Here is a 13,670-nt window from a genome sequence, read left to right on the forward strand (position 1 = left end):
CCGATGCAGCGTGCCCACCCATCGAATGAGATGACGGTTCAACTGTTCGAAGAAGCGGCCCGCGAGGCTCGAGATCCTGACGTGAAGGCCTTCGCCGACAGGCACCTGCCCACGGTGCGCGACCACCTTCAGACCGCACGCAAGCTCAAGGCTGCGGTCGAGCCGGCGCGTTAGCCGACAGCACAGGCGAGATATCCGGCGCACCCGATACGGGCCTATCGCGCCCACCCCCGCAAGCTTCCGTCCGTCGCCTGCGCATCGCGCATCCGGGGGGCGGCCAGCAACGGCACCCGTGCTCCACTTGCCTTGTCCTGGACATGGTCAGGTCTCACCGCATCCAGCAATGCTGTTCGGCTCTTGCGGATCGCCTCCAAACCTCACTACTATCGCGTTTCTGGTCAGGGACGTTTGACGTCAAGCTCCATTCGTGCAATCGAGTCAATGAGTTGAAATCAAATGCTCGCTCAACACAAATCGCACCCCACGACCAACCCAGGACCGGCGACCCCTACCGAGCCGCAGACGCCTGCCCTCCCTCCGAGGCGAAGAGGCCAACGGAGATCATCCTCGCTGCGCGAACAGCTCATGCGGGCCGCGATGCTCACGACCCTTGTCGTGGTGCTGCTGGGCGCGGCGACCTGGCTTCTGTATGAGCTGGTCTCCAACCGCAAGGCCTGGGTGGCCGACCTGCGAACACACGCCGACCTCGTCGCCGGCGCTTCGACCACCGCGCTCGAATTCGATGACCAGGAAGCTGCGCGCGCGAGCCTCTTTCTGCTGAAAGCGCAGCCGCGCATCCTGTCGGCCGCTCTGTACGATGTGAACGGTCGCCTGTTCGCGTCCTACGCGGCAGCAAATACCTTGCTGAACGCCAGAAGGACGGTCGACGCACCCACGTTCGAACCCCGTTTCCGGGGTTCGATACTTGAGGTCGCCTACCCCATCGAGCGCGCAGGCAAACGGCTCGGCACGCTCTACCTGTCTGCCCGGCACGACATCTGGCCTCGGCTTCTGATATTCACCGTGGCGCTGCTCGGGCTCGGTGGTGTGGGTCTGACCATTGCGTTCTACCTGTTCGGAAACTTGCAGCGGCGCATCACCGCGCCGCTGGAGAACATCACCCAGGTGGCGCGGGAAGTCATCTCCACCCGCAACTGGGCGCTCAGAGCCCCGGCGACGGACGCCCGAGACGTCGACCTGCTGGTGGAAGCCTTCAACCGTTTGCTGCTGGAATGCCAGACCCGCACCAGTGAGCTGGAACAGGAGGTGGCGACGCGGCGCAACGCGGAGCATGAGCTGCGTGAGGCAGACCGCCAGAAGGACGTCTTTCTGGCCACACTGGCGCACGAACTGCGCAATCCGCTGGCCCCCATGATGAGCGCCGTTGCCTTGCTTCAGATGTCCAGGACGTCGCCCGAAACACGCGACAAGGCCGTCAACGTGCTGGATCGACAAATCAGGAACATGGTCAGGCTCGTCAACGACCTGCTGGATGCATCACGCGCAACCACCGGCAAGCTCACGCTGGACCTGGAACCACTGGACATGGGCGATCTGGTTTCCACTGCGGTGGAGGACGCGAAATGCCTCGCCCAACGGCAGGGACTGGCGCTTTCTCTGGATCTGCCCCGGGAAACCGTTTGCGTGAATGGCGATGCCGTTCGATTGGTGCAGGTGCTCGCCAACCTGCTCAACAACGCCTGTCAGTACACGCCACGCGGGGGACGCGTCGAGGTGGCCCTCTCGGCCGAGCCGTCTTCGGTGCTGATCGCCATCCGGGACAACGGCGTGGGGGTGGCGCCAGACATGCAGGCCCGCATCTTCGACATGTTTGAACAAGCGGACAACTCGCCGGCACGGGTGAACACGGGCCTGGGCGTGGGTCTCACGCTGTGCCGGCAAATCATCGAACTCCACCACGGCGAAGTCACCATGACAAGCGAGGGCGAGGGCCGTGGCTCGTGCTTCATGGTCCGGCTGCCGCGGCTGGAATGCGCCTGCAACGACGACGAACCCTTGTATGGACCCGATGCGGCCCACCTGCGTCCGCTGCACATCCTCATTGCAGACGACAACGTTGACACCGCAGACAACTTTGCCGAACTGCTGCGTTCCAGCGGACACATCGTCGATGTGGTGCACGACGGCGAGGCCGCGCTGCGGCTGGCTCAAGCCACCGGGCCGGACATCGCGCTGCTGGACATCGGCATGCCCAAGCTCGATGGCTACGAAGTGGCCAGGCAACTGCGACGCTCAGAACTCACCAGCGATATCCACCTGGTGGCCATATCGGGCTGGGGCTTTGCGGCCGACAAGGAAGCCGCCAGGCTGGCGGGCTTCGACCATCACTTGATCAAGCCCGTGGATCCGGACGAACTGGTCAAGCTGCTGGTGGACGGGTTTGAGGAATTCGTCGCGTCGCGGCCAGGCGATCTCGTGTAAGGGACCACCAAGCCGTTCCTTCTTTGGCGGCGCGAGCGTCTTCAAGCGTCGTGTCGGCGCCGGCGGCCCACCGCCTCGATGCGAAGCATCTGGCGGTATTTGGTGACCGTGCGCCGGGCAACCACCAGCCCCTGCTGAGCCAGTTGGCGTTTGATCTCCGCATCGGACAACGGGTTGTCCGTCGTTTCCTCGGTGATGAGGTCCTGTATCAACCCACGGATGGCCGTGCCCGAGCAGGCCCTGCCATTGGCACTCACCATGGCACGGGAGAAGAAGTGCTTGAGCTCGAACACCCCCAGTGGAGTGGCCATGTACTTGTTGTTGGTCACGCGCGATACGGTCGACTCGTGACTGCCGATTTCCTCCGCGATCTCACGCAGCCCCAAGGGCTTCATGGCCATCGGTCCGAACTCCAGAAAATGGCGCTGCCGTTTCACGATGGCGCGCGCCACGTCCAGAATGGTCGAGAAGCGCTGCTCGACGTTTCGAACGGTCCATCGTGCTTCCTGCAGATGCGCGCCCATGTCGGTCATATCGGATGTGTGGTGGCGCTGGTAAAGATCGGCGTACACCTGGTTCAGCTTGACGCGCGGCACGATGGCCGGATTGAGCTGCACACTCCATTCGCCGCGAATCTTCTTCACGATCACATCGGGCACCACGTAGGAAATGTGCGATGAACCCCAGCGCCATCCCGGCCGGGGATCCAGCCGTCGGATCCGGTCACAAACGCTCTCGATGAACGCGGGTGTCTTGCCCAGTTGGCGAGCCAGGCCCTGGATGTCCCGGGCGGCGAGTGCACTCAGGTGGGCGGCGACGATGGTGTGGGCAACCGCCCGCATTTCCACACACTCGATCTCGTGCAACTGAAGTTCAAGACACTCGGCAACACTGCGCGCCGCGACACCAGCGGGCTCCAGCGACTGAACCATCTTCAGCGCGATCTGCATGTCCGCCAACTCTGCGGGAGGCTCCAGGGTCACGACGTCCAGCAGATCGGCCAAGGGCGTCCTGAGGTAACCGTCGTCGTCGAGCGATTCAACGATGACGCGGGCCAGGTTCAGGTCGCGTTCGCACAACGGCATGGTGTTGAGCTGGCCGTGCAGGTGCGCGCTCAGCGAGCTGTCGGCTGTCACCAGGTCCAGCGCAGACGTGTCGCCATCCGAGGCCTGCCGTGAGCCTGCGCCCGCGTCCGCATGCCACAGGTCGCGATCACTCTCCAACCCGCCATCCGCAGACTCCAGCGCATCGGACGCGTCGTCGAACTCCTCGGGGTCATCGACACCCTCGTCGACCTCCAGAAAGGGATTTCGGCCCAGCGTGTCTCGCACCACGAGCCCGAAGTCGAGCGAAGACATCTGCAACAGGCGAACGGCGTGCTGAAGCCGGGGGGACAGCGTCTGGCTTTGGCGCTGCTCGGCTCGAACTTCCATGTGGATCACGGGTACCTCCTCGGCGTTGGTGGTGTCATGGCCCGGCTTGCGGCCCCAGAAAGGAACACGCTTGCAACCCCCATGCCGCGTGGGCCAGATCGACACAAATTCCAACAAATCATGTGTCTTCAAGGCGTGAGGTTTCGCCTGGCATGGGTCGCGGTGGGCTGGCGGGTTGCAATCAGATGCGAATGACGCAACTCCTGACGGTTTCAACGTCACTTGCCGTAAAACATGCCGAAACGTCGGCACCGCAATCCTTGAAGGAAAGCGGTGCCGCACAAGGGGTCAAACGGGGTCAGCGCACGGATCCTCGACGGAACAGGTTGACGATCGCCAGAAGAATCACCGCGCCCAGGAACGACACGAGCAGTGCGCCCAGGCTGAACGCATCCTGGTTGATCGTGCCCACACCGACCAGGGGGGAAATCAGCAGGCCACCCAGCGCTGCTCCCACGATGCCCACCACGATGTTCAGGAAGACGCCCTGCTGGCCATCCGTCTTCATGGCCAGGCTGGCCAGCCAGCCAATGACGCCACCCACTACCAGCCAAATGATGAGATTGATCATGAGAGTTCTCCAGAGGTTGATTCATGAGGCAAATGCCCCGGATCGATGAGTCCAACCGGTGGCAAGCGGCATGCCAATCGCAGAACACCCTCCCCCAGGAAGACTGGGCACATGGCTTGCCGCGCCATGGGTCTTGCCGTTTCATGAGGACCCATGACCATGGCTCAGAGCCTTCTTCAACCCTTTTCATCCGCCGCCACGCGGATCCTGCGCATGGACCACGCGCACGTGCTGGCGGACTTCCAGAGACTGCGCGCGGATACAACACCGCCTGTGCGCAGCGCCCTTTGCCGCAGGATCTGCACAGCCTTGGACATCCATATGCAACTGGAAGAGGAACTGTTCCATCCCGCCCTGAGAGAACTGGAGTCCCATCTTCCCGCGCTCGACCGCAGCGAGGCGGACCACGCGGACATGCGCCTGCAGATCGAACGCGTGCGCCAGCTGAGCGAACATGAGGAAGACCCGACCGCTGCGCTCACCGCGCTGATCACCCAAGTGCTCCATCACGTCGCCGACGAAGAGACGCAACTGCTGCCGGCGGCAGAGGAACTGCTCGGCGCTCAGCGCCTGAGGGAGCTGGGGGCCCGGATGACGCGTCGACGCTTCGAGTTGGCCAGGCCGCACGCGGTGGACATGGCGGCCGATGCGGCCCGCGCCGCCCCCCTGAAGACCGCCCTCTTCGCAGCGGGAACCCTGCTGGCGAGTGGCCTGGTCTTTCAGCATTTCAGGCGGCGCCGAATCACCCGACACTAGGGCCATTCCCTTTCGGTCGCGGCCCTAGATGGCTTCCACACTCCCCGTGACCGGAAGCACGACACCGGTGATGTACCCCGAGCAGGACGGTGCGGCCAGGAACACATAGGCCGGTGACAGCTCTTCGGGCTGCGTGGGCCGCTTCATGTCGGTCTTGCGGCCGAACTCGGCGACCTTCTCCGCCGGCAGATCGGAAGGGTTGAGTGGCGTCCACACCGGGCCCGGCGCCACCGCGTTCACCCGGATGCCCCGCTCCAGCAAGTTGCTGGCCAAGGATTTGGTGAACGCATGGATGGCGCCTTTGGTGGAGGCGTAGTCGAGCAGATGGGCACTGCCTCTGAGGCCTGTCACCGAGCCGGTGTTGATGATGCAGGCGCCAGACTATGGCCTTTTTGGCCGCAACCCGAAGGGAAGGGGTTGTGAACAGGCCCTACGCGTGGGAGCGCCATTTGCCGGGGGAAGGAATGTTCTGCACCCTCCTTCGATGATCTGGAGTCTCCTCACCTCGACGGTGAACGCATGGCTGGACGACTACGCCCCCAGCATGGGTGCGGCGCTGGCCTTCTACACGCTCTTCTCGATAGCGCCACTGCTCCTGATCGTCATCTCGGTGGCGGGTCTGTTCTTTGGCGAAGCTGCCGCGCGCACGGAGATATTCGAGCAGATCTCCCAACTGGTGGGCGAAGACAGCGCCAGAACCGTGAACACATTGCTGGAAAGCCTGGACAGACCCGCCGCCAGCGTCGTGGGCACCGTGGTCGGCCTGGTCACGATGCTGGTGGGAGCCACCACCGTGTTTGCCGAACTGCAGAACGCGATGGACCGCATCTGGCAGGTTCCCCCGCGCCCGGGTTCTGGCGGCGTGTGGGACTTCTTTCGGGTGCGTCTGCTCTCGCTCGGTCTGGTCCTGGGCATCGGGTTCCTGCTGCTGGTATCGCTGGTGCTCAGTGCTTCCCTGGCGGCGCTGGGCAAGTGGTGGGCACCCTGGTTCGGCGAGCTGGCTGTCATGGCGGACATGGTCAACTTTGCAGTGACGCTCGCGTTCATCACCGCGGTGTTCGCCATGATCTACAAGTGGATGCCCCGTACCCCTGTGGCCTGGCGGCATGTGTGGTTTGGCGCGCTCATCACGGCCCTGCTGTTCACGGTGGGCAAGACGCTGATCGGCCTGTACATCGGTCGCAGCGGCGTGGCCTCGGTGTTCGGGGCCGCATCGTCCCTGGTGGTGCTGCTGCTGTGGGTGTACTACTCGGCGCAGGTGTTCCTGCTCGGGGCGGAGTTCACCTGGGTTTTCGCGCAGCGCTCAAAGCCGACAAGCTGAGCCCGACGGGCATCCGCCTTGCCCACAGGCCTGCATGTCCAACACGTCCAACCCCGCGCTGCGCTGCTTGCCCTCCATTCCCCACCCACCGCGTCGCGCGTGCGGGCACCTCCACACGAACCGGGCGTTCACCTGCCGATGCGGCCAACCCGTGTTCTTCCGGAACAGTGTCTGCCTCGCCTGCTCGGCTCCTCTGGGTTACGACCCGGAGCGAGGTCTGCTCATTTCCCTGAATCCCCTGCCGGATCGGGCCGCCGACATGGCGCTGTGGCAGAGTGCCGAGTCCACACCGCACGAAGGCCGGTATGCGCGCTGTCGCAACCTGAACTCGGCCGCTGCCTGCAACTGGCTGATCCCGCTCGGCGATGCAGCGTCGCCAGAACAGGATCTGTGTCTGTGCTGCCGACTCACGCGCCGGCTGCCCGACCTCAGCATCGACAGCAACGCGGTGTGGTGGGGGCGCATCGAGATCGCCAAAAGGCGGATGCTCTCATCGATGCTGGGCATGCACCTGCCGGTGGTGCCGTTGGCCGACGACCCCCAGCAAGGCCTGGCATTCGACCTCCTCACCTCAACGGACGGCACGCCCATCGTCACGGGTCATGAAAACGGTGTGATCACGCTGGATGCCGAGGAAGCGGACGACCCCACGCGTGAGCTTCGCCGCACCCAGTTGCTGGAGCCCTATCGCACGCTGCTTGGCCACATGCGGCACGAGGTTGGCCACTACTACTGGCACCGCCTGGTGGAGCACACCGAGTGGCTCACGGCGTTCAGGAACGAGTTCGGCGATGAGCGCGAGGACTACAGCGCCGCGCTGCAAAGACACTATTCGCAGGGGCCATGCGCCGACTGGAGCTTGCGCCACGTCAGCGCCTACGCCAGCTGCCATCCCTGGGAAGACTGGGCCGAAACATGGGCGAACTACCTGCACATGACCGACACGCTGGACACGGCCCAAAGCTTCGGCCTCGACGGGGAGCGGCTGGAACTCACCTATGAACCCTTCACCGCCGAAGCGTTCGGCGACGCGGGTCCCGACAGCACCGAGTTCGCGCGCCTGCTCAATCAGTGGATGCAGCTCACCGGTGTGCTCAATGAACTCTCCCGCAGCATGGGGGTTCCCGACTTCTACCCCTTCGTGCTCTCGGCACCTGCCGTGCGCAAGCTGCATCTGGTGCATCGCATCATCGAGGCGGCCGAAGCGCGGTGGAACGCCAGCGAGGGTTACATGGCCTGACGCTGCTCCGGGGCCTTGGCGGTGGCGGGCGTATGAGAAACGTATTGCTTGGGCAGCAGGATCTGAAAGCGCGTGCCCGCGCGCCCGGACTCGACCTGGATGGTCGCATCAAGCAGCTCACACAGGCGCTTGACGATCGCCAGGCCGATACCCTCGCCATGGCCGGACGGCGCGCTGTCGTCGTGGCCATTCTCCGCACTGGACCCATTCAAGCCTGCATCCTCGGAAGACGCGTGCGCCACATGGCCAGCCCGCGCGGCCCGGGCCACGTCTCGCGCATTGTCGGTGGCGGCTTCCAGGGCATCCTGCACTTCCGACGCCGGGCTGGGCCCCAGGCCCGGCCCCGAGTCTTCCACCTGCAGCGACCAGCGCTCAGGATCGTTGGGACCCGCATGTCCCCACGACACCTTCACACCCCCCACCGTGGTGTAGCGAATGGCGTTGAGGACCAGGTTCTGGACGATGCGGTGCAGCTTGACCGCGTCGCCCTCGACCCAGAAGCCGGACTCCCCGGTCAGCTCGAAAGTCAGCCCCTGCGCGGTGGCGAGGGGTCGAAGGTTCTCGCCCATTTCCGTCAAAAGTGCCGCAACATCTACCGCGTCGATGCGCCGCGGCTCCTGGCCCCCTTGAAGCCGGGCCAGACAGGTGATGTCGTCCAGCAGCTTGTGCAGCGAGTGCACGTTGCGTTCAAGCATGCGCAGGAAATTCTCGCGCCCCGAGCCATCCAGGTTCGGATACCCCAGTCCCGCTGCGACGTTGGCCACCACGCCCAGGTTGCCTCGAAGGTCGTGGGCCGCCTGTTGCCAGAGTGAGGCGCGCTGGCGTTCCAGGCTGCGCAGGTTGTTCAGCGCGGCCTCCAGTTCGCTCACGTAGCTGGCCGCCTCCATCTGTTGCAGTTTGAAGTACTGCGATGTGCTGCCACTCACCGCAACGCTGAAGATGGAGGCCCACAGCTGCCGTGCGCGGGCCAGCACCTGCGGCCGTGGCGCGGGCTTCAAGAGAGCACACGCGTCAAGTTCCCTCACCACGCATTCGTTGAGGTGGCCGAGTTCGCGCGAGACTTCGGCCAACCCGAACCCCTGTTGCCACCGGTGCAGCCCGTGCGCGGCGGCGTCGCCCAGGTGAGAGACGTCGGCATCGGGCTCGCGCAACTGGGTTTCAAAACCCTCCAGCAACGCCGGGATGTGGTCGACCATCTGGGTGCGCGGCAAGGAGTTGCCGGTGGTCAGTGTGGCGTCGGCCGCCACCGAGGCACGCCATGCAGCGACGATGAGATCGCGGCGCAAGGCCAGCTGGTCAGCCAGTGCGGGAAGTCCTGGATCGGGCGACGGCATGGTTACTTTCGGCAGGCGTGGGAGTTCTCCCCGGGGTTGATCTTGCAACCGCGATTATTTTCCCGAACGCGTCCATCGAGGAAGCCGTTGATCATTCGGCATCGCGCTGGGGCGGCTCCCGGCCATCCGCCGCAGCCACCAGCACGCTGCGATCGTGCGCCTTGCGCACCTCCAGGCGCCTGAGCCACACGAGCACCAGAAGTATGAACGCGGTGGCGAGCATGGCCGTGCCTTCGCGGCCCAAGCCGGCCGACATGCCCACGGCAGCGGTGGCCCAGATGGTCGCCGCCGTGGTCAGCCCGTGAATGCGCCCTTCGTTGCCCATCTTCAGCACCGCGCCAGCACCCAGAAACCCGATTCCGGAAACAAGGCCCTGCACGACGCGGCTCAAGGCGTCGGAGCTCATGCCGGCTTCGGCGGGCACCAGCACGAAGAGTGCAGCGCCCAGCGACACCAGCATGTGGGTGCGCAGGCCCGCGTCGGCATCGCGGCGCTCGCGGTCCCAGCCGATCACCGCCCCCAGCAGCAAGGCCACGGCCATGCGTGCGGTCACGCGGGTGACCTGTTCCACCTGCAGCAGATCGGAAAACTCGGCACGCAAGGTGGACGCGACGATCTCGAGAACGGGCATGGACGATTCTCCTGGGGAATGGATGTCTAGGATGACGCCCGGCCATGGTGCCAGGCCGCGATGCGCTGGAGCAATCGCGCGGGGTCCACCGGCTTGGTGAAGTGCTCATCGAAGCCTGAGGCGCGTGCGCGCAGTTTGTCCTCTGCCTCGCTGCGACCGGTCAGCGCAACGATCAGCATGTGCGCGCCCTGCGGGGTCTGGCGGATGCGATGGGCGACCGCGTGACCATCCAGCCCAGGCATGCCGATGTCCAGGATGCTCACGTCGGGATGGAAACGCGCCACCAGTTCGAGCGCTTCTTCGCCATTGCGCGCAACTTCGACAGCATGGCCTTCCAGGCTCACCAGCATGGCCAGGGTTTCCACGGCGTCAACGTGGTCGTCGGCGATCAACACCCGCAGCGGACCGCTGCCCGGGGGCTGCAAAGAGGAAAGCGACGGCGGGGAAGACATGGTGAACAGGGAACGGGATGAAAGAGCCGGGAATGTCGCCAACAAGGTGTTCAGCATTCAACCACGGCACTCACCGGGAAGATGCGGTCCCAGTCGAGCGGAGTGGCGCCAGGCATGTCGATTGCCCAACCGTTTTTTCATCATCACTCTGGAGGTCCTCATGACATCCCTTGCCAGGGCTGTGCCCGACGTGCGAAATGTGCAGAACAACATCGTTGTGCGGCCTGCCAACTGAGCGCCGGGAACGCGGGAACCTGCTGTCGGCGAACGGACAGCAAGAGAGGTGGCGGGCAGGCAGGCCATCTCTCTTTGTCCCTCGTCCAGGCAAGGGTTCAAAACCGGTGCACGTAGCCCAGGCTGGTGGTCGTGATGTCGCGTCGTCCGTCTCCCACGAAGTTCAGGTCGTAGCGGTTCCATTCGAGAACCACCGTGGATCTCGGGGAGAGATGGAAGCCCACGCCCACGCCATACGAACCCTCCCACCCGCTGTCCTTGCCGCTCGCCAGACCCGACAACGGGCTCGCGCTCACACGGGTGCGGCCGTACAGCGTACCGACCTTGGCGTAAAGGCTGAGGTTTCCAATCGGTACCTGACCCACCAGGCTCAGGTTCACGCCGTGCGCACTCGTGCGGCCACCGCCACGGCTGGAGCGACCGAAGTCCACATAGCCCAGCTCCGCGCCGAAGTACTGGTTGAACATGCCGCCGGTGTAGATGTTGTACGAGGTGTTGCTCTCGGAACATCCGAACCCGCCGCCCCCGCAAGGAATGTCCCAGTCGGGCTTGCCGACATTGAGGCCGATGTAGCCATTGGTCGCGTACGGTATGACCGAATACGAGCCGCTGGACGAGTCGTACATGCGTCGTTGACCGGTCGAATTCGCCGTAGTAGCCTGCGCAATCGTCGCATCGCTGCTGGACGCGCTTGCCGCCGGGGAGCCCTGGCTGGTCTGTGCATGGCCAACACCAGCACAGGCCAAGGCAAGTGCTGCCAACGGCCATGTTCTTGAGGAATGGATTGAAAGATTCATGGTGCAGTCCTGAAGTTGGTTGATGGGAACACTGCGCAAAGACTGACGCAGTCGACTTTTAGGGCAAGCCGCGTGCCCTGATGAGGGTGTCGAGTCGAGTGGCGCCGCCACGGGACTTGCGCCGCCCCGCTCGAATGGAACAGCACACAAGGACCATGACCAGATGAAACGGTGGATGCGTTTGCACTTGAGGCCACAGTCGATCCGCTCGCGTTTGATTCTGTTGGTGCTGGCCGTCCTCTTGCCGTCCCTGGTGGTGGGGCTGTGGGTGGTGGGCCTGACCTTCCGGCTGGCGCGCGACACCAATCAGCGCCATCTGGAGGACACCGCGCGTGCACTGTCGATGGTGCTGGACCTCGAAATCGCGAAGCGCTCGGGCGTGGTACGCAGCCTGGCGCTCTCGCGCATGCTGGACACCGCGCCCAACATTGCGCCGACCACACTGCGCGCATTCGACGAACAGGCGCGCCGCACGCTCACCGGCATGGAGGGCTGGCTGGAGATGCGCAGCGCCGATCGCGTGTACATCAATACCCGGCTGACTCCCGGCGAACTGCCCCGCTCCCTGGCACCCGCGGCCATGGTGCGGTTGGCCGACACGCCCCAGATCCTGCCGTTGCGTAAGAACGAATACCTCGGGATCTACCACGCCGCGCTGGTGCAGCCCGTGCTGCGCGACGGGCGCGCCGTGCTCAACCTCACCTTGACGGTGATGCCGCACGAATTCCAGCGCATCATCGACCAGCAAAAGATCGACCAACAGTGGGTGGCGGCGATCATCGACAGCGACGGTCGTCTGGTGGCGCGGCACCCGGGGGGCGTGATCCATGCCGGACGCCATGTGACCGGGGAACTGCGCGATCGCCTGTCCGCCGATCGGGAAGGTCTCCTGCACACCAAGTCACTGGAGGGGGACGACATCACCATCTTCTTCAGCACCTCCGAACAAGGCTGGACCTACGTCACCGGCATGCCCACGTCGCGCTTCGAGGGCGTCGTGCCCGAGGACGTGCGCAACACGGCGCTTGCCACCTTGCTCATGCTGGCGCTGGCCATCATTGCGGCCATCGGCGTTTCACGCGGCATCGTCCGCCCGATCCACACCATCAAGAAGCTGGCACTCGGCATACGGGACGGTCGGGCCGTGCAGGCGAGCCCCACCGGTATCACCGAATGCGACGAGGTGGCCGAGGCCATGGAGCGGGCCAGCCGGTCGATACAAGGCGCCCAGGTCGAGATGGAGCAGCGCGTGGCAGAGGCCGTCTCCCTCACCCGAAATGCAGAACAACGCATGTCGCACAGCCACCGGCTTGAGGCTTTGGGCCGGCTCACGGGTGGTGTCGCGCACGATTTCAACAATCTGCTGGGCGTGATCAGCAACAGCGCGCACCTCATGCTGCGAAAAACAAGCGACCCGGCGTTCACCTCGGCATTGGAGTCCACCCTTCGCGCGGTGGAAGCCGGGAGCCGGTTGACCCAGCATCTGTCCCGGTTTGCCGGGCGGCAGTCGGTGCGTCCCTGCGTCATCCACCTGGGAAACTTTCTGCCAGAAGCCGCTGAGTTGATTCGCGCGGTGGTGGGTCGTCACATCAAGCTCACGGTGGTGATCGACCCCTCGCTGCCGACGCTGTTCGCCGATCCCAACGAGCTGGAACTCTCCCTGATCAACCTGGCGCTCAATGCGCGCGACGCCATCGCCGACCACGGCCACGTGGAGCTGCGGACTTCTCGGGCCGAGCCCGAAGACTGCGCGGAGTTGGCGCAAGAAGACTGCGTGGTCGTGTCCGTCACCGATGACGGACACGGTATCGGCGAGGACATCGTCAAGCGCGTGTTCGAGCCCTTCTTCTCCACCAAGGACCACCTGCAGGCCACCGGGCTGGGGCTCAGCCAGGTCTATGGCTTCTGCCACCAGTCGGGGGGCACCGTGCGGATCAACAGCACACCGGGCCTGGGCACCACGGTGAGCCTGGTTCTGCCGGCGTCCGGCCCAGCCACCGAGCCCGCCATCCCGTCCGCCACTTCCCTGCCCTCCATCGTGGGCACCCGCGTGCTGCTGGTGGAGGACAACGAGGAGCTTCGCGGTGTCACGTCTGCGCTGCTGGCCTCCTTCGGATGCGACGTCGTGTGCAGCTCCTCACCACAGGAGGCGCTGGGCATCCTGCGGACCGCGCGGGACTTTGACGTGATGCTCACCGACGTGCTCATGCCCGGTCCCATGGACGGTGTCGCCCTGGCCAGACAGGTGCGTGAACGCATGCCGGGCCTGGCGGTGGTGTTGATCAGTGGCCACAGGGGCGATGCCGAAAACCGGGACGACTTCCCGTTCGTGCCCAAGCCGTGCACGCCTGAAACCCTCGTGGCCACGCTCGACAAGGCGATGGCGCTGCAGAGGGAAGGATGCACACCGCCCTGAGGCGTTGTTTCGGGAACGCCATGTGCCCCGAGAGGAGGGTCGA

12 protein-coding genes and 1 pseudogene are annotated in these 13,670 nt (G+C 64.7%); 6 read left to right on the forward strand and 7 right to left on the reverse strand.

Going from position 1 to position 13,670, the window contains the following annotated elements:
* Positions 1-30 precede the first annotated feature (30 nt).
* Positions 31-174 (forward strand): DUF4142 domain-containing protein, encoded by a 144-nt coding sequence (locus tag ASE11_RS25460; protein WP_162258055.1) that lies wholly within the window; start codon positions 31-33, stop codon positions 172-174.
* A gap of 423 nt (positions 175-597) precedes the next feature.
* Complete coding sequence (locus ASE11_RS16615) at positions 598-2,442, forward strand: ATP-binding protein (RefSeq protein ID WP_162258056.1); 1,845 nt, start codon at positions 598-600, stop codon at positions 2,440-2,442.
* A 41-nt stretch (positions 2,443-2,483) separates the two neighbouring features.
* Here the strand turns inward: ASE11_RS16615 and rpoN are convergent, their stop codons facing one another.
* Together rpoN and ASE11_RS16625 are read right to left on the reverse strand one after the other, a co-directional pair.
* Positions 2,484-3,875 (reverse strand): RNA polymerase factor sigma-54, encoded by a 1,392-nt coding sequence (rpoN, locus tag ASE11_RS16620; protein ID WP_056274339.1) that lies wholly within the window; start codon positions 3,873-3,875, stop codon positions 2,484-2,486.
* Positions 3,876-4,173: 298 nt separating this feature from the next.
* The gene (locus tag ASE11_RS16625) at positions 4,174-4,443 is read right to left on the reverse strand and encodes a GlsB/YeaQ/YmgE family stress response membrane protein (protein ID WP_156406395.1); all 270 of its coding nucleotides are present in this window, start codon (positions 4,441-4,443) and stop codon (positions 4,174-4,176) included.
* A gap of 156 nt (positions 4,444-4,599) precedes the next feature.
* Here ASE11_RS16625 and ASE11_RS16630 point away from each other — a divergent pair, with 156 nt between their 5' ends.
* Positions 4,600-5,202, forward strand: a complete 603-nt coding sequence (locus ASE11_RS16630; RefSeq protein ID WP_235501324.1) for a hemerythrin domain-containing protein — start codon at positions 4,600-4,602, stop codon at positions 5,200-5,202.
* Positions 5,203-5,226: 24 nt separating this feature from the next.
* Here ASE11_RS16630 and ASE11_RS16635 read toward each other — a convergent pair.
* A pseudogene (locus ASE11_RS16635) lies at positions 5,227-5,580 on the reverse strand (SDR family oxidoreductase); the annotation flags it as partial.
* 106 nt (positions 5,581-5,686) lie between these two features.
* Between ASE11_RS16635 and ASE11_RS16640 the strand changes: the two are divergent.
* Together ASE11_RS16640 and ASE11_RS16645 are read left to right on the forward strand one after the other, a co-directional pair.
* Entirely contained in the window at positions 5,687-6,523 is an 837-nt protein-coding gene (locus tag ASE11_RS16640) for a YihY/virulence factor BrkB family protein (protein WP_056273990.1), read from the forward strand.
* 34 nt (positions 6,524-6,557) lie between these two features.
* Positions 6,558-7,763, forward strand: coding sequence for a putative zinc-binding metallopeptidase (locus tag ASE11_RS16645; protein ID WP_156406381.1), 1,206 nt, complete (start codon positions 6,558-6,560; stop codon positions 7,761-7,763).
* Here ASE11_RS16645 and ASE11_RS16650 read toward each other — a convergent pair.
* The 4 genes from ASE11_RS16650 to ASE11_RS16665 all read right to left on the reverse strand — a co-directional run bounded on the left by ASE11_RS16650 (position 7,751) and on the right by ASE11_RS16665 (position 11,040).
* On the reverse strand, positions 7,751-9,097 hold the full coding sequence (locus tag ASE11_RS16650) for a sensor histidine kinase (RefSeq protein WP_056273992.1): 1,347 nt from the start codon (positions 9,095-9,097) through the stop codon (positions 7,751-7,753). The genes ASE11_RS16645 and ASE11_RS16650 overlap by 13 nt on opposite strands.
* A 91-nt stretch (positions 9,098-9,188) precedes the next feature.
* Complete coding sequence (locus ASE11_RS16655; RefSeq protein WP_056273996.1) at positions 9,189-9,728, reverse strand: MgtC/SapB family protein; 540 nt, start codon at positions 9,726-9,728, stop codon at positions 9,189-9,191.
* Positions 9,729-9,754: 26 nt separating this feature from the next.
* Entirely contained in the window at positions 9,755-10,180 is a 426-nt protein-coding gene (locus tag ASE11_RS16660) for a response regulator (RefSeq protein ID WP_162258057.1), read from the reverse strand.
* 332 nt (positions 10,181-10,512) lie between these two features.
* Positions 10,513-11,040: an outer membrane beta-barrel protein gene (locus ASE11_RS16665; protein WP_056274004.1), complete on the reverse strand. Its 528-nt coding sequence runs from the start codon at positions 11,038-11,040 to the stop codon at positions 10,513-10,515.
* Positions 11,041-11,386: 346 nt separating this feature from the next.
* Between ASE11_RS16665 and ASE11_RS16670 the strand changes: the two genes are divergently transcribed.
* Positions 11,387-13,627: an ATP-binding protein gene (locus ASE11_RS16670; RefSeq protein ID WP_056274007.1), complete on the forward strand. Its 2,241-nt coding sequence runs from the start codon at positions 11,387-11,389 to the stop codon at positions 13,625-13,627.
* Positions 13,628-13,670 lie beyond the last annotated feature (43 nt).

Source organism: Hydrogenophaga sp. Root209 (genome assembly GCF_001428625.1).
Lineage (GTDB): Bacteria > Pseudomonadota > Gammaproteobacteria > Burkholderiales > Burkholderiaceae_C > Hydrogenophaga.